The sequence below is a fragment of the Pirellulales bacterium genome, from assembly GCA_035499655.1.
Lineage (GTDB): Bacteria > Planctomycetota > Planctomycetia > Pirellulales > JADZDJ01 > DATJYL01.
On the sequence record DATJYL010000090.1, the window covers coordinates 1 to 16,580 of the forward strand.

16 protein-coding genes are annotated in these 16,580 nt (G+C 56.8%); 10 read left to right on the top strand and 6 right to left on the bottom strand.

The window, feature by feature from the left end; all coding sequences use genetic code 11:
* From VMJ32_06430 to VMJ32_06455, 6 genes are all read right to left on the bottom strand, one after another.
* Positions 1-225: GxxExxY protein (locus VMJ32_06430; GenBank protein ID HTQ38643.1), on the bottom strand; the 225-nt coding region annotated here is incomplete at its 3' end.
* 133 nt (positions 226-358) lie between these two features.
* Entirely contained in the window at positions 359-1,771 is a 1,413-nt protein-coding gene (locus VMJ32_06435) for a lactate utilization protein B (GenBank protein ID HTQ38644.1), read from the bottom strand.
* A gap of 53 nt (positions 1,772-1,824) precedes the next feature.
* A complete protein-coding gene (locus tag VMJ32_06440; GenBank protein ID HTQ38645.1) occupies positions 1,825-2,091 on the bottom strand; it encodes a DUF2442 domain-containing protein in 267 nt (88 codons plus the stop codon).
* 324 nt (positions 2,092-2,415) lie between these two features.
* Entirely contained in the window at positions 2,416-3,174 is a 759-nt protein-coding gene (locus VMJ32_06445) for a (Fe-S)-binding protein (GenBank protein HTQ38646.1), read from the bottom strand.
* A complete protein-coding gene (locus tag VMJ32_06450; protein ID HTQ38647.1) occupies positions 3,174-4,610 on the bottom strand; it encodes a hypothetical protein in 1,437 nt (478 codons plus the stop codon). Before VMJ32_06450 ends, VMJ32_06445 begins: the two co-directional genes overlap by 1 nt.
* A gap of 47 nt (positions 4,611-4,657) precedes the next feature.
* Positions 4,658-5,911, bottom strand: a complete 1,254-nt coding sequence (locus tag VMJ32_06455) for a hypothetical protein (protein ID HTQ38648.1) — start codon at positions 5,909-5,911, stop codon at positions 4,658-4,660.
* A gap of 225 nt (positions 5,912-6,136) precedes the next feature.
* Between VMJ32_06455 and VMJ32_06460 the strand changes: the two genes are divergently transcribed.
* The 10 genes from VMJ32_06460 to VMJ32_06505 form a co-directional block, all read left to right on the top strand.
* A complete protein-coding gene (locus tag VMJ32_06460) occupies positions 6,137-6,625 on the top strand; it encodes a (2Fe-2S)-binding protein (protein ID HTQ38649.1) in 489 nt (162 codons plus the stop codon).
* A complete protein-coding gene (locus VMJ32_06465) occupies positions 6,622-8,955 on the top strand; it encodes a molybdopterin cofactor-binding domain-containing protein (GenBank protein HTQ38650.1) in 2,334 nt (777 codons plus the stop codon). The genes VMJ32_06460 and VMJ32_06465 overlap by 4 nt, the downstream gene beginning before the upstream one ends.
* Complete coding sequence (locus tag VMJ32_06470) at positions 8,955-9,398, top strand: GxxExxY protein (GenBank protein HTQ38651.1); 444 nt, start codon at positions 8,955-8,957, stop codon at positions 9,396-9,398. Before VMJ32_06465 ends, VMJ32_06470 begins: the two co-directional genes overlap by 1 nt.
* Positions 9,399-9,449: 51 nt before the next feature.
* Positions 9,450-10,088 carry a nucleotidyltransferase family protein gene (locus VMJ32_06475; protein ID HTQ38652.1) on the top strand — a complete coding sequence of 213 codons (639 nt, stop codon included), beginning with the start codon at positions 9,450-9,452 and terminating at the stop codon, positions 10,086-10,088.
* A 112-nt stretch (positions 10,089-10,200) separates the two neighbouring features.
* Complete coding sequence (locus tag VMJ32_06480; GenBank protein ID HTQ38653.1) at positions 10,201-12,945, top strand: TolC family protein; 2,745 nt, start codon at positions 10,201-10,203, stop codon at positions 12,943-12,945.
* Complete coding sequence (locus VMJ32_06485) at positions 12,905-13,846, top strand: WYL domain-containing protein (protein HTQ38654.1); 942 nt, start codon at positions 12,905-12,907, stop codon at positions 13,844-13,846. Before VMJ32_06480 ends, VMJ32_06485 begins: the two co-directional genes overlap by 41 nt.
* 67 nt (positions 13,847-13,913) lie before the next feature.
* Positions 13,914-14,519 (top strand): dTMP kinase, encoded by a 606-nt coding sequence (tmk, locus tag VMJ32_06490; GenBank protein ID HTQ38655.1) that lies wholly within the window; start codon positions 13,914-13,916, stop codon positions 14,517-14,519.
* A 139-nt stretch (positions 14,520-14,658) separates the two neighbouring features.
* Positions 14,659-15,342, top strand: a complete 684-nt coding sequence (gene cmk, locus VMJ32_06495) for a (d)CMP kinase (GenBank protein ID HTQ38656.1) — start codon at positions 14,659-14,661, stop codon at positions 15,340-15,342.
* Between the two features lie 116 nt (positions 15,343-15,458).
* The gene (locus tag VMJ32_06500) at positions 15,459-16,190 is read left to right on the top strand and encodes a lysophospholipid acyltransferase family protein (protein HTQ38657.1); all 732 of its coding nucleotides are present in this window, start codon (positions 15,459-15,461) and stop codon (positions 16,188-16,190) included.
* Between the two features lie 198 nt (positions 16,191-16,388).
* A partial coding sequence (locus tag VMJ32_06505; GenBank protein HTQ38658.1) for a hypothetical protein occupies positions 16,389-16,580 on the top strand: 192 nt, incomplete at its 3' end.

Below are 16,580 nucleotides of genomic sequence, written 5' to 3' on the forward strand. Positions count from 1 at the left end.
CACCAAAATATCAAACCGCAATGGTTCTTCGCGTTGGAATCCTTTGTACTCGATTTGCACGCACTTTTGATTGACGCATTGAAGGCCGCGCAATCCTAACTCTTTGAGCAAACACCATTCATAGATCGATTCGATGAGCCCTGGACCTTTATCGCGATGCACTTCAATTGCGGCTGCGATGATTGTTTCTGTCAATTTCGAAGCATTTTCAAATAGCGGATGCACAAGACACTCTAAGCAAGGCAGAAGGAACAGGAGAAAACAGAGAGAACAGAGAAGGCGGCGGCAAGAATGCTCAGGAGTGTGAAACCCTCCACCGCAAATTTAAGCGGTACAACGAACGGAAAAAGCCAAGCGATCACAGCAAAGAATCTCCGTTTCCACTGTTTTCTCCTGTAGATGTCTTATTGTTCGCATAACGCTCTTGGTAAAGCTGTCGGAAACTGCGGAGTGGCGCGGGGGGCAATTCGCGTTGCCGGCCCCACGCATTCAAGCGATTGTACACCAGCCACCGTGGCGAATGCCGCAGCATAAATCGCCCTGCACGACCCATCAAACCATACAACCAAGTCGTGCGCAGCACAATGCTGGCCAGCTTCATCGACCAGCGTTTGGTCCACGGCAAATGGCCGTGCACCGCCAGTTCCCGCCGCCAGGTGAGCAATTGATGGTGAATGTCGATTTTCACCGGGCACACGTCGGTGCAACTGCCGCACAGGCTGCACGCATACGGCAGGCTGTAATAATGCTGCGGATCGCGGGCCGGCGCTAAAATAGAGCCGATCGGGCCGGGCACCGTGTTTTCGTAACTGTAGCCGCCACTGCGACGATAGACCGGGCACGTGTTCATGCAGGCCCCGCAGCGGATGCACTTTAGCGAGCCGCGAAATTCCCCGCTGGCCAACAGTTGGCTGCGGCCGTTGTCGACAATCACAATGTGCAGTTCGCCGCCGGGGCGCGGACCGTGGAAGTGCGATGAATACGTTGTAATCGGCTGGCCCGTTGCTGAACGGGCGAGCAGCCGCAAGAACACGCCCAAATCTTTCGCCCGGGGAATCAATTTTTCGATGCCCATGCTGGCGACGTGCAATTTCGGCAACGAGACGCCCAAATCGGCATTGCCTTCGTTCGTGCAGACGACGAAGCCGCCAGTCTCGGCGACGGCGAAATTCACGCCCGTCAGTCCCGCATCGGCTTCCATAAATTTGTGCCGCAAATGTTGCCGGGCGACTTCGGCCAAATACTGCGGATCGGTCGCCCCGGCCGCCGTTTGCAAATGCTTGTGGAACAGCTCGCCAATTTCTTCCTTCTTCATGTGAATGGCCGGCATCACAATGTGGCTGGGTGGTTTGCGGTCGAGTTGCACGATCCGTTCGCCCAGGTCGGTATCGGTCACTTCAATACCGTGCCGCTCCAGGTACGGATTGAGATGGCACTCCTCGGTCAACATCGATTTGCTTTTGACGAGTTTTTTTACGCCGTGCTGCTGCAAAATATCGAGCACAATTTGGTTGTGCTCCGCTGCATCGCGGGCCCAATGCACCGTGGCGCCCAAGGCCGTGGCCTGCCGCTCGAACTGCTCCAAATAATCGGCCAACCGCGACATGGTGTGAAACTTGATGGCCGACGCCGTTTCGCGCAGCGTTTCCCACTCCGGCAGCGAGTGCGCCGCCTTATCCCGCTTGGAGCGCACAAACCACAGCGCCGTGTCATGCCAATGCGCCCGTTCGCGGTTGTGAACAAATTCGGTGGCGAGGGTGGCGTGATTCATAGATGAGTGAACGCGATGCGGATCAGCGATCACACAAGAATTCTCGATGGCGATTAGTGCGCCGCCTGTTTTGGCGGCCGAGCGGGACTTCCGTGCAACATACCGTGGGCGCTAAGGTCTTCATCAATGTCTGGCCAATGAACACCCTCGCCGTCGCCGATCAACTCCCAACGGCGCCGTTGTTCGTCAGTCGCTCCGGAAAGTCGCCACGACCAAGCCAGTGGCACGCTGATAATCCGGCCATCGATGAGGTACGCTGTGATCAATTCATTCGTCACTTCGATCCGGCTAATTCGGGCTTCGCTAGCCGCAATGCTCATCCCATGCCTCCTGAATCAATCGCAGGTTTTCGAAAATTAATCCGCGTATACGGTTTAGCTCTTTCGCTGTAAACCGTTCGTTCGTTGCCAAAGACAGCGGCTCCAACCAAAACTTGCACGTTTTCCGCTCACGTCGTACGTGAACATGCGGAGGCTCCGCACAATCGAAACTGTAAAAGAAGAACCGATACGGCCCCGGAATATCTCGAATCGTCGGCACGACTTGTATCCTTCGATCACTGCGTTCCGCTCCAACCATTATACCCGAACATATCGTCTTGGCATAACCGAGCTTTGGTCCAACGTTCGATGCACTCATCCGAATTAGACTGAGTTGCCTGCCAAAATCTCCGCGATGTGCATGACGCGGATTGGTTTTTTCTGGCGGCGGATGAGCCCTTCCAAGTGCATCAGGCAGCTCATGTCGTTGGCGGTCAGCACTTGCGTGCCGGCCTGCTCGTGATCGTAAATGCGGTCTTCGCCCATCATGCACGAGACGGCTTCTTCGTTCACGGCGAAGGTGCCGCCGAAGCCGCAGCATTCGTCGGGCCGCTGAAGCTGGACGAGTTGCACGCCGTCGATCATTTCCAGCAGCGACCGCGCTTTATTATACGAGGGGCCAACCAACTCCGTGTCGCTGGCCAGCCGCAATTCGCGCAGGCCGTGGCAGCTTTGATGCAGGCCGACGCGATAGGGAAATTTCCCCTCCAGCTTTTGCACGTGCAGCACGTCGGTCAAAAATTCGCACAGTTCGAATGTTTTGGCCTTCAGCTTTTGATATGCGGTTTCCAATTCTCCGCGGTCGTGAAAATATTCGTCGTAATGTTGCCGGACCATCGCCACGCAACTGCCCGAAGGGGCCACGACGTACTCAAAATCTTTGAAAATCCGCAGAAATTTTTCGGCCAGCGGTCGGGCGTCTTCCGTGCAGCCGGTGTTGGCCATCGGCTGACCGCAGCAAGTTTGCTCACGGGGAAATTCGAAAGTTACGCCGAGGCGCGACAGCAGCTCGCACGTGGCCAGCCCGACTTGCGGATAAAACTGGTCGATATAACAGGGAATGAACAGCGCAACGTGCGGCATTACGGCTTGATTTCAGCTTGTTCCAGCGTCACATTCTGCTGTTTGGCATTGTAGCCCTGATGCTGGACCAATTCAAACAGTAAATCGGCCTTTTCGCTGGGGGCGACCTGCTTTTGGAATTGTACGGTTTGGAAATCGTACAACGTTGGTTCCAATGAGCTGCGAAACACGATGTGCCCGGGATACGTGCGGCGAATTTCCACGTCGATGGGCTTGCCCGAGAAGTTGCGAATGCGCTGGTCGTAAATGCTGTGGTCGTCCCAGCCGGCGACAGAAGTGTTATCCACTTTTACCGCCTCAGCCCCGCCGATTTGCCGATACTCGTTGTGGCCGTTCAACTGCACCCAAATATTGTCGCGTGCAAAGTGCGGCTTGAGTAGTTCGAAAATCACTTCTGGATCGGGACCCAAGTTCAATTCAATTTTATCGCCAATCGGCACGTATTTAATGTGCTGCTGCGTCAGATACGTTAACCCGTCGCGGCCATTGTCGCGGAAGACCCGCACGGTGCCGTCGGGCAGCGGCGTGGCGCCGAGCTTGGAATCTTTATCGTTCGTCAGCAAAACCATTCGCACCAATTGGTCGCCATATTCCTGGGGCCGGTAGCGATATTGAATTTTGAAGGGCACGGTTTTCCCCTCGAAGCTGCGCATCCGCTTCGACCAGCCGTTGGGGATGGTTTCGGTGCCTTCGATGGTGTAGATGAAGTACTCGCTGAGTCCTTCTTTGATGATCTCTTTCTGTTTACCGTCAAAATTCCCGCCAATGCCAGCGACCGCACTCATATCGCTTAATGCCCCTTTGCTCATTGCGTTTTGTGCCACTTCGCGGCGTATGCCCAGCATCGTTGCTTCAGGCAAATTTTTCACCTTATCCATCGGTACCTGCGCCAACTGGGCGATTTTTTCCACCAGGTTGATATTGCCGACCACCAGCCGCACCTGGGCGGCTTCATAATCTTCGCCGCTGTTGTTGGTCACGCGCACAAAGCCTTCCAAGCCCAGTTGCTGTTCGTCCTTGTCGGCCAGGCACAGGTAATCGGCCGCCCAGGTGATGCCACTGGTGAAATACGTGATTTGAATTGTGACTTCGCCATCGATGTCGCTGCTGACGTTCCAATACAGCTTTTGGGGCTTGTCGTGTGGAAAGGTGGTGTCGAGCACGTCGAGCTTGTCGGCATGTGTCAGAAACTTCAGTTCCACGCTGCTGGGGTCGATCAGCGTGTTGGCCCAGGAAAACTCCAGCGGATTTACACCCTTTTTGAACGTGACTGTGCGTGTTTCGCGCACCAGCGTCAGGTCTTCGCTGTTGTAAATGGTCAGTTGCAACGAATCGCGCTTGGGAACGGTCGACAAGTCGACGTTGCCGGCCGAGGCAATTGCTACGCTCCAGACCATGCCGAGAATCAATGCCGCCGCAATATATAACGTTTTCATATGTGATTGTTCGCTTTCAATGGGGCCGCTGGAAATTGTGAAGGGGTTTACCATTCGTTCTTCAGTATCACATCTAATTTCTGAACGCTTTTCTCCGCTTTGCCGTCGGCCGAGCGCGCCGGCAGCTTCACGTGGAACATGACCCGATCGAACGTGGTGTGTTCCTTGTCCGGGCCGCCGTCGAACGTGGTTTGGCTGCCTAATTGCCATTGCACGTCGCGGTCGCTGTCGCCACCACCGGCTTCGCGCCGTAAGTAGCGCATGTCTTCGACCACATCCAGCGTTACGGGCTGATCTTTGAAGTTTTCGATCTCGTACTTGATGACGACTTCTTCATCGTGCAAGTTGCCACTAATTTGCTTCCGCTCGTTTTTTTCCTGCGTGCGTTTGACGACAATATCTTGCGCCACGCCCAAATAGAGTTTCATCTCGTCATCGATGGGCGTGAATTGCCCCCAATCTTCGCCGAGAAACGCGGTGGAGGATTCTTTGTGATCGCCGCCGCCTTCAATAAAAATCCGCACCTTGCCGTATTCCAGCGGGGCCACGCCCAGGTGATCGGTTTTGTCGTTTTTGAGCACGTAGTGCATGGGCACGCGGAGCTTGTTTTGGGCGCGGTCTAAATAATCGTATTCCGCCGGGTTGCAGGTGTAGGTTTTGCGAATGGGGACGGAATCGAACTTTTCGACCAGCATTTCCTTGGTTTCGTTATTGCCGATGGGTTTCAAAAACCGCGGACCAAAGCCGGCCCACAAACCGGTGCTGCCGAACTCTTCGTTGGCGGAATTTTGCAGCCGCATGTATTCCGACAGTGCCAGCGTGGCTTCGTCGTGACTGGCCACGGCCCGATAGTTAAAGCTCTTCGTTAAATTGCCCAGCACATAGCTGATGCGCACTCGAGCCGAGCCGGAATCGGCGGCCCCCACACTCCACACCAGCGCCGCTTCGTTGGGCGGATAGCTGACCGAAAGGACTTTCACCTCCGGCGGCTTGCTGTTGGCGTCGTCTTGATTTGCCACCGGCGCCACCACGCGGAACACAATGCTGTCGGGATCGATTTGCGTATTGGCCCAGGAAAAATCGACCTGATTTTCTCCCTTCACCAGCGGGACAATTCGTTCTTCTTCCACGAGCGTGGCATTGGGATTATCGAGTTGAATTTCCACGCGCTCCCGCACCGGCAGAGTGATTAGCTTAATCCGCGCTTGGGCAACGCAGGGGACAAAGATCAACGTCGCTACAGAAACAACCAGCGCCGCCGTCATAGGCGCGCACCGTGAGATAGAAAAATAGCCAGGCATATTGATGACTCCCAGGAAGACGCTGCTTAAAACAGGCCCGCAGTTACATGCGGTTCGTCAAATTCGACGCTGCCAGCGCGCCAAAAGTTCCAGAAATTGATTTTCCGGCGGATAATGCGGGCATTCTTGCCGCCAGAGGGCATTGCTAGACAGGGCCGTGCCAACCAGATACCTTAAATAGCGCCGGGCTTGGTGTTACTTCTGTGTCCTCGCTAGGGGATTTCTATGGAAGCGACGTTTACGCTGACCGTTAACGGCCGCAAGCGCTCGGTTACTACTGATCCTGAGCGGCCCCTGTTAGATGTGCTGCGGGAAGATTTTGAACTGACCGGCACCAAATACGGCTGTGGCGAAGCCCGGTGCGGCGCGTGCAGTGTGCTGTTGGATGGCAAGCGGGTGTTTTCTTGTCGCACGCCGATTGAAAGCGTTGCGGACAAAACCGTCCAAACCATCGAAGGACTGGCCGAGGGGGACAAGCTGCATCCCGTGCAAGAAGCGTTTTTGGAAGAAAACGCTTTTCAGTGTGCTTATTGCACATCGGGCATGATCATGGCGGCCGTGGCGCTGTTGAACGACAAACCGCATCCCACCGAAGCGGAAATTGTCGCCGGCATGAACCGTAATATTTGCCGCTGTTGCAGCTATCCAAAAATCAGCAATGCCGTCCGCCGCGCCGCCAAAAACACCACGCTGGCAGGGAGGAGCCAATCATGAGCACCGTCACCCTGCGGAAAAATAAAACAGGCTACGCTGCTCATCATGAAGCACAGCAGCCCCGGTCCAACCCTCTCCCACAGGGCGAGGGAATGAACAACGGCGATGGCCTCTTCATCCAGGCAGTCCCCGATCCGGTGGCGCTGGCATACGACGAACCGGTCGATCGCATCCAATTCAACTTCGGCATCAATCGCCGCCGCGTGTTGCAAACCCTCGGCGCCGGCTTGCTCATCGCGGTGACCGAGCCTCTCTGGGCGCAGGAAAACGAAGAAGATGCTCTCCGCCGCGAAGCCACCCAGCGCAAAGCAGGCGGGAAAGGCGGAGGCCGCGGTGGCGCTCCGGCCAAAGTTTCAGCCCGGCTGCACATTGGTAACGAAGGCACGGTCACCCTGCTCACCGGCAAAGTCGAATGCGGCCAAGGGTCGCGCACCGAATTCGCCGAAGCCGCCGCCGAAGAGTTGCGCCTGCCCGTTTCCGCAATCACGCTGATCATGGCCGACACGGCGCTGGTGCCGAACGATGGCTTAACCGCCGGCAGTGGTTCCACGCCCAACACGGTGCCGGCCATTCGCCGCGCATGCGCCGCGGCCCGGCAAATGCTCGTCGATGCCGCCTGCAAAGAACTCGGCGTCGATAATTCCGCTGTCGAGCTCCGCGACGGCAAAGTCATTCACACTGCCACCAAGCGTGAATTCGCCTATGCCGATTTGGCCTCGTCCGAATCCACCGCCAAAGCGTTCAGCGAAAATCTTCCCGACCACGTCGATTTTACGCCCGTCAAAAATTGGAAAGTGATGGGCGTTCCCACGCCGCGTCCCAACCGGCAGGAACTGGTAACCGGCGAGCATCAATATCCGTCCGACATCCGCCGCCCCGGCATGATGTACGGCAAAGTTCTCCGCCCGCCCACGTTCGGCTTGCAATCGAAAGGTGCGAAGCTGATCTCCGTTGACGTCAGCCCCGCCCAGGCAATGGAAGGCGTCGTGGTGGTGAAAGACGGCGACTTTGTCGGCGTCGCCGCGCCCACGACCTATCAGGCCACGCAAGCCATCGAAGCCATCGCCCCCACCGCCCAGTGGGAACATCCTTCGCATCCCGACAGCGACCAACTCTTCGAGCATTTGGAAAAAACCGCTCGCGGCGGCGTGCCCGAAAATCCCAATGCCGACGTGGTCGCCGCAGCAGCGAAAACGGTGAAGCAAGATTATCACGTCGCCTACATTCAGCATTCGCCCATGGAGCCGCGCTCGCAAGTCGCCGAGTGGGAAGACGACAAGCTGAGGGTGTGGACCGCTTCGCAAAATCCGTTTGGCGTGCGCGGCGAGTTAGCCCTGGCCTTTCACATTCCGCAAGAAGGCGTGCGCGTAATCGTGCCCGACTTTGGCGGCGGCTTCGGCGGCAAGCATTCCGGCGAAAGCGCCATTGAAGCAGCCCGCCTCGCCAAACAGGCCGGCAAGCCCGTGTTGCTACATTGGACCCGCGCCGAAGAATTCACCTGGGCGTACTTTCGCGCCGCGGCGCTGGTGAAAACCGAAGCCAGCCTCGATGCCGACGGCAACATTACCAGTTGGTATTTTGTGAACATCAATCCGCCGGAGCGATCGGCCGTTGATCCGCCCTACCGCGTCGGCAAAAAATTCGCGCAAATGCAGGCGGCCGCTGCACCGCTGCGGCACGGCAGTTACCGCGCGCTTAGCGCCACCGGCAACACGTTCGCCCGCGAAAGCTTCATGGACGAGTTGGCCGATGCCGCGGGTAAAGATCCGTTGGAGTTTCGGCTGGCGCATTTGGGCGATCCGCGTTTGCGCGAAGTTCTGCAAACCGCCGCCCAGCGATTCAATTGGACCGACAGCCGCAGCAAAAAAGCCGAAAATGTCGGCGTCGGCCTGGCTTGCGGGAGCGATAAAAACTCCGTCGTCGCCGCCTGCGCCGAAGTGGAAGTCGACCCTAAAAGTGGAGAAATTTCCGTCCGCCGGGTGTGCGAAGTGTTTGAAGCCGGCGCCATCATCAATCCTGAAAATTTGCGCACCCAGGTCATGGGCGGCGTCATCATGGGTATTGGCGCCGCCTTGCGCGAGGAGATGAAATTCGCCGGCGGCAAAATGCTCAATGCAGCCTTCTCCAAGTACTTGGTGCCGCGGTTTGACGACGTGCCGGAATTGGACATTCACTTGCTCAATAAGCCGTTCGACCGGCCCGAAGCGCCTTCCGCCGGCGCGGGCGAAACGCCCATCATCGCCATTGCCCCGGCCATTGCCAACGCCGTGTTCCACGCCACCGGCCAACGCATTCGCCAAATGCCGATAAAACTCGCCGCCCAAGCGTGATGGTAGTCTCGATTGAATTGACCGCAGAGGACGCGGAGGGCGCAGAGGAAATGCAAACAGAAACGAAGGATATCAATGCAGTCAGTGGCATGATTATTGATGCGGCGATGAAAGTTCATTCACGACTCGGTCCAGGACTTCTTGAGTCGGCCTATGAAGCGTGCTTGAGGTTTGAGTTAAGTCGTCGTGGCTTGAAAGTTGAATCGCAAGTTCCGTTGCCGATTGAATATGATGGTATCACCATCGAAGTTGGCTATCGGCTCGATCTTGTAGTGGAAAAGCAAGTGATTGTTGAGCTAAAAGCAGTTGAGGAATTGCATCCAATTCATCAAGCTCAACTGCTTTCCTATCTCAAGCTCAGCGACATGAAAGTAGGACTGCTAATCAACTTTCATGCCTTACATCTCAAAGACGGAATCAAACGATTGGTGAATAATTTCTAAAATTTCTGTCTGTTTTCCTCTGTGTTCCTCCGCGCTCTCTGCGGTTAAAAAATGCCCGTGAATATCGCTGCGATTATCTTGGCTGCCGGACGTTCGTGCCGGATGGGAACACAAAAGCTGTTGCTCCCGTTGGGGGGCCAAACCGTGATTGAGAACATTGTCGACCGCATTTTGGCCGGCGGCGTCCGGCAGCTTGTGGTCGTGGTCGGGCCGCAAGGCAGCACCGATAGCATGGCCATTACGGAAGCGCTGGCCGATCGACCGCTGGCCATCGTTCATAATTCAGACCCCCAGGGAGAGATGCTCAGTTCTGTCCGCTGCGGGGTACACGCGTTGCCGCCGGATTGCGAGGCGGCGATGGTCGTGCTCGGAGATCAGCCCTCCATCACCTCCGCGCTGGTGAAGCAGGTGGTCGCGGCACATCGCAGCCAAAACTGCGGCATCGTATTGCCTATCTGTGGCGGAAAGCGGGGGCACCCGACGATCATTTCAGCCCGCTATTTCGGCGAAATCCTTACCCGCCACGACGGAGTCGGACTCCGCGGACTGTTGGAAGCTCATGCGGAAGATATTTTCGAACTGGTAATGACCGATCCGCTGCTGCTCGCTGACATGGACCATCCGGCAGACTACCAGCGTCATTTGTCCGCCATGTCCAAATCGCTGCCGAATAAGGGTTCCAGCGGATAAAAATGCTAGCTGCTGGCGCTGCTTTCGAGTTCTGAGCAACCTAGCGAAACCGCGATGTCTGTTTGAACTTTGCCGATCGCGGTGATTTTGCGTTTTTGCAAAAGTCTGCGGCATGGCACGCCGATACCAAGTCTGCCATTTGTACCGGCACGTAGCGCGCTTCGGCGCGCGTGTGCTAGCAGCAATTGGTCCCGGGGGGGGAATGACGTGGATCGCATCAGCGATTTTCGACGGTCACCAGCGCCTGACGCTGCGGACCGTCGCCCAGCAGACTCCCACGGGGGATGTGAAAGCAATGAACTACCGCATCCGATTCAGCCGGCGATTATTGGTGTCGGCCTGCTTATTAGTCCTGGCAGCGTGTGCCACGGGCTGCTCGCCTACGCAACCGTTCTACTTCTGCGAGGACGGAGATTTGTCGCACTATGTGGGCATGGCGACGAACATCGAGTATCCGGACACCAAGACGTGCAGCATTCAGGAAGTGAACGATCCGCCGGCGCCGCTGACGGTGAGCAATCCCAAGCCGGAAGAAATGTGGGATCTGAGTTTGGAAGATGCGGTCAAAATTGCACTGGAAAACGGCAAAGTAATGCGCTCGCTGGGTGTGCGCCTGTTTATTCAGCCCAATACCGCCCGCACCCAGGTCACGCAAACGCCGGAAGTGTTGCTGACGCAATCGCCGAGCGTGATGACGGTTTACGAGCCGGCATTGTTCGAAACCGACCCGATCTTCGGCGTGGAAGGCGCGTTGTCGGCGTTCGACGCCCAATTACAGGCCAGCGCCGTGTGGGATAAGCACGACGAGCCGCAAAATTTGAATCCGAATTTAATCGCGCAGTTTCCGGACAACGTGTTTCAGGGCGACACCGGCACGTTCCAAACCGGCATCACCAAAACGACTGCCACCGGCGCTGAAGTTAGCGCATTCAGCAACACCATTTACAACGACAGCAACAACACGTTCCAGCAAACCAGCAGCGACTGGACGCAAAACTTCGAATTGGGCATCAAGCAACCTTTGTTGCAAGGCGCCGGCAGCTTGTACAACCGCATTGCCGGTCCGTACGATCCGCTGCGCGGCGTGGGCACTTATTTGCAGTACGACGGCGTGATTATTGCCCGCATCCGCACCGATATTCGCCTGGCCGATTTTGAAGCGGGCGTGCGAAATTTCGTGGAAGATGTCGAAAACGCGTATTGGGAATTGTATTTTGCCTATCGCAACTTGGAAGCCACCAAGGGGGGCCGCGATGCCGCCTTGCAAACCTGGAAAGAAGTGCATGCCAAATACGAAGTGGGCGCCCGCGGCGGCGAAGCCGACAAGGAAGCCCAATCTCGCGCTCAATACTTCCTGTTCCGCGCTTCGTTGGAAACGGCCCTGAACGACCTATACCGTGCCGAAAACCGGCTGCGGTACATGATGGGCTTGGCGGCCACCGACGGTCGACTGATCCGCCCCGCGGACGAACCGACCGACGCCAAAGTGGTGTTCGACTGGTCCGAAGTGCATGCCGAAGGATTGTGCCGCTCCGTTGAACTCCGCCAAGAAAAGTGGCGCATCAAGCAGATGGAAATGCAGTTGATCGCCTCTAAAAACCTCTTATTGCCGCGTTTGGATGTCGGTGGCAAGTACCGCTTCTTGGGTGTTGGCCAGGATTTGATCGAGCAACCCGGCACGCCGTTTAATGGCAACATTGCCGGCACCGACGCCTTTTCCACCTTGGCCAGCGGGAATTATCAGGAATGGGAGCTCAGCGCCGAGTTCAGCATGCCCATTGGCTTCCGCCAGCCGCTGGCCGCGGTGCGCAATGCCCAATTGCAGTTGGCCCGCGAACGCTCCATTCTGCAAGACCAGGAGCTTGAATTATCGCACCAATTGGCTGACGCCATGCGCGACGTCGACACCAATTACGTATTGTCGCAAACGAACTTCAATCGCCGAGTGGCGGCCCAACAGCAGGTAGAAGCGGTCAAAGCCGCCTACGACGCCGGCACCGTCACCCTCGACTTGTTGCTGGAAGCCCAGCGCAACCAGGCCGATGCCGAAGCGGCCTACTATCGCTCACTGACCGATTACAACAAAGCCATTATGTTGGTTCACTACCGCAAAGGCTCGCTATTGGAGTACAATGGCGTCTACCTGGCGGAAGGACCTTGGCCGGCCAAGGCATATTTCGATGCCAAACGCCGTGCCCGGGCTCGTGACGCCGGAATGTACATGGACTATGGATTTTCGCGCCCGGCCGTGTTCAGCGAAGGGCCGTTCCCACAGTTCCAAAATTCCGACGGCACCGCCGGTTATGTGGGCGGGCAGCCGGTTGAAGCATCGGGCGAGCAAATATCGACGCCGGCACCTCAACAAGGAGTCATGCCGAACAACAAACAGGAATTGCCGGCGCCGATGCCCGGTCCCGCGGCCACCAGGCCCGGTTCCCGACTATCGCCGGTCAGTAATGGTACTTCGCCGAGTAAAGCGGCCGCGCCGGGTGTGGCGACTGCACAACCGGTGGGGCAACGCAGTTCGCTGAGGATCAGCAGCGTTTCGCCCAGCAGTAGTTCGAACAATTCAGTCGCGGTCGCCCCTTCGAAGGCTGCTGCCGCAACAACGAACACGACAAACAGTGTCATAGCAGATAACCATGTACGACAGGCCAGCGCCCAAACGCCGTTCGATTGGGGCGATTTGTCGCTGAATTCCCCGACCGACAAGGCGGCCGATCAACCTTCCAGTTCTGCCAGCAACAATTCCAGCGTCGACGGATGGAAGTCGACCGGTTCTGATGAATCTGACCCGTCTCAACCGACTGCTTCGGATGATCGGCCTACTTCAGGCTGGAAAAGGTCACAACGTTGAGTCGCTGGCGGCCCACTGCAATATCAGCCGGCGGACGGTGTTTCGCGATCTGGAAGTGTTGCGTCGCGCCGACGTGCCGCTGAAACACGATGACGAATTTCAGGTTTATCATCTCGACGACACGTACTTCCTGCCCCCCACCAAATTTACCGCCAGCGAGGCCTTGGCCGTGCTGGTGTTGTGTCACGAGTTGGGGGATGTCCGGCAAATGCCCTTCTTGGCTCCGGCCCGAACCGCTGCGTTAAAGCTGGAAAGCAGTTTGCCCGCTGCACTCCGCAGGCAACTTCGCGGCATGGCCGACGCGATCCAAATCCGCCTGCACCAACCCAGCCCGCTGGGCGATAAGTCTCACATTTATCAAGAATTGGTGGAATCGATTTCCGAGCGCCGCTGCGTGCGCATTGATTACGACGATTTATCGGCTCGCACCGTCATCAAAACCCGGCTTTCACCCTACCGATTGTTGTTCACCAAGCACAGTTGGTACGTGATCGGGCGGTCGAGCATTCATCGCTCGGTGCGGACCTTCAATGTGACGCGCATCCGTCGACTGGAACCGACCGAAGATCGTTACCAAATTCCCCGCAATTTTTCGTTGGAGCGCTATTTAGGCAACGCCTGGCACTTGATTGGCGATCCTGGTCCCGATTATGAAGTGAGCGTGCGATTTTCCCAAAAAGTGGCCCGCAACGTGGCCGAAGTCAATTGGCACAAATCGCAAGCCGTCAAATGGAACGAAGACGGCACGCTCGATTTTTCCGCCACCGTGAAAGGATTGACCGAAATCTCCTGGTGGGTTTTGGGCTATGGCGACCAAGCCAAGGTCTTAGGGCCGCCGCAATTGCAAAAGTTGATCGTAAACCATGCGAAACGCATGTTGCAATTGTACGATTGGGGATGACAAACCGTCGGAAACGTCCACCAATTCATACGTCATTCGAGCTTGGACATTCGTCACTCAGCCTATTATGTTTTTCAGCTTCGACGGCATCGACGGCGGCGGCAAATCGACGCAAATCGCATTGTTCTGCGATTGGCTGCGCGAGGGTGGACACACCGTGGTTGCCTGTCGCGATCCGGGCGGCACGCCACTGGGCGAGGCAGTTCGCAATCTGCTGCTCGATCGGCAGGACCTGGCCATCAGCCGTATGAGCGAAATGCTGTTGTACATGGCGGCCCGCGCCCAATTGGTGGAACACGTGATCCAGCCGGCATTGGCCGCCGGGAGCATCGTGGTGTCCGACAGATTTCTTTTGGCCAATGTGGTCTATCAGGGTCATGCCGGCGGACTCGATGTGCAGCAGCTCTGGGAGATCGGCCAATTCATTACCCTGGGAATTGAACCGGACCTTACGTTTTTGCTCGATATGCCGCCGGCCGCGGCGCAGCTTCGCATCCAGCGCCAACTAGACCGCATGGAGCAGCACGGCGACGATTTCCGCCAGCGGCTCCGCACCGGCTTTTTGGCCGAAGCCGCTCGCCGGCCGGATCGGATTGTCGTCATCGATGCCAACCGGACCGTCGAGCAAGTTCAGGGGGACATTCGCACGGCCGCGCAAAAGATCCTGGGATGAGTGCTGATCGTGAGAGGTAATTCTGCTAAACCGCAAGCGGTTGGAAACTTTTAGTAAATTCGCTACCTTGTTTTCTGAAACCTGTCGCTCTCGTCTGCTTTCCGTATTCTGACTACCGACCACTGGCCACTTTCCCACAATGATTGTTACCGTCGATGGACCTGCCGGCGCCGGTAAAAGCACCGCTGCCCATGCACTGGCGCGGCGGTTGGGTTTTCGTTTGCTGAATACGGGGGCGATGTATCGGGCCGTGGCCTTGGCTGCCGTGCGGGCCGGATTGAATTGGGACGATCCGCCGGCATTGGCCGCGCTGGCGCGACGGCTAAGGATTCAACTTGCTCCGGACAAAGTGCTCCTGGACGGCCAAGACGTGACCGCCGAAATCCGCAGTTCGCAAATCACCGAAGTGACGCATTACGCGGCCAACAATCCGCGGGTGCGCGAACATTTAGTGCAATTGCAGCGCGAGGCAGCCGGCAATGATAACATTGTTGCCGAAGGGCGCGATCAGGGCACGGTCGTATTCCCACAGGCCCAGTGCAAAATTTTTCTTACGGCCAGCCCCGAGGAACGAGCCCGCCGCAGAATGCTCGATTTGCAAGCCCGGGGCGAAACGGTTTTGCTGGCCGAAGTGCTAAAGCAGCAGCAGGAGCGCGACCGCAGCGACAGTACCCGCAGCGTGGGCCCGCTGGTGCCGGCCGCGGATGCGATCCGCTTTTCCACGGACGGTTTAAGCGAAGACGAAGTCGTTAACCGCCTGGAAGCGATTGTGTGCGGGAAAATGCAGAAAGCAGAAGGCAGAAAGCAGAAGGCGGAGGATTGATGAAAAGATCTTTGCAGTTGCAAGCGGATGGATTTGTATCTTCTCGCCAATTAGCATTTAACAAGCGATTCCTTATTTTCCTGCCTTCTGCATTCTGCGTTCTGCTTTGACACGCCATGGCCCAGCGATCGCTTCCCAAACGCCTGTGGTACGATTTCTTGCGCGTCGTATGCCGCTTGGTCGGCGTGTCTTTCTTTCGCATCCGTGTTTTTAATCGGCAATATGCTCCGCAAACGGGCGGTGTGTTGGTGGTGTCGAATCATCAAAGCCATTTTGATCCAATATTAGTTGGCCTTTCGATCGATCGGCGATTGAACTACGTTGCCCGTGATACGCTGTTTTGGTTCGCGCCGTTTCGCTGGCTAATTAATTCGCTCGATGCCATTCCCATTGATCGCGAAGGCATCGGCCTGGGTGGACTCAAGGAAAGTTTGAAGCGGCTCAAAGCGGGCGAGATGCTGCTGATTTTTCCTGAAGGCACCCGGACCCGCGACGGCGAAGTGGGGCAGTTGAAGCCAGGCTTTCTGGCGCTAGCACGCCGCTCCAAAGTGCCGTTGCTCCCCATGGCGATTGATGGCGCGTACGATGCGTGGCCCAAGCGCCGGCCATTGCCGGGCTTGTCGGTGATTCACGTCCGCTTTGCCCAGCCGCTATTACCCGACGAAATGGCCCAGCTCGACGACGTGTCGCTGCTGACGGAAGTTGACCGCCGTATTCGCCAGTGCCACGCTTACACTCGCCAAATCCGCTTGCGAGCTATTTGTCGCAAAGCGTTGTGCTCCGGAGGCTATGAGCCTGCGGCTACATCGGTGGATAAAGCCGTAACTCGAATCATAGCAACCACTTAAAATTTCTCGGTTTTTCGCGAACCTTTTCGCCGATACCGCGTCTTAGAGGAGTCGAGGTCGTTTTCGCACCTCGGCACGGCTCCGCTAGCCCGATAAATCGCGTATTTGTCGAACTTGACACCCGGCGCCGCACAAGCGACAGTTGAATGTGGGTTCTGTTTTTTCTCTCCAACCGCGCCCCTAGCGCAGGAGTCGGTCATGAATCGCTCGTTAAACGCCATCGCGAATCGCTTCGTTTTTGCCAATCGCAAAAACATCGTCGATATTCGCAAGGCGAAAACGAACGATAAAACGACGCTCCATGCGCACGCCGTACATGCGCTCTATTCGCTGTACGGTAGTTTGCGCGGATTACTGCGTGCCGGCAGTGCGTTGTTCGACGCACAGCCG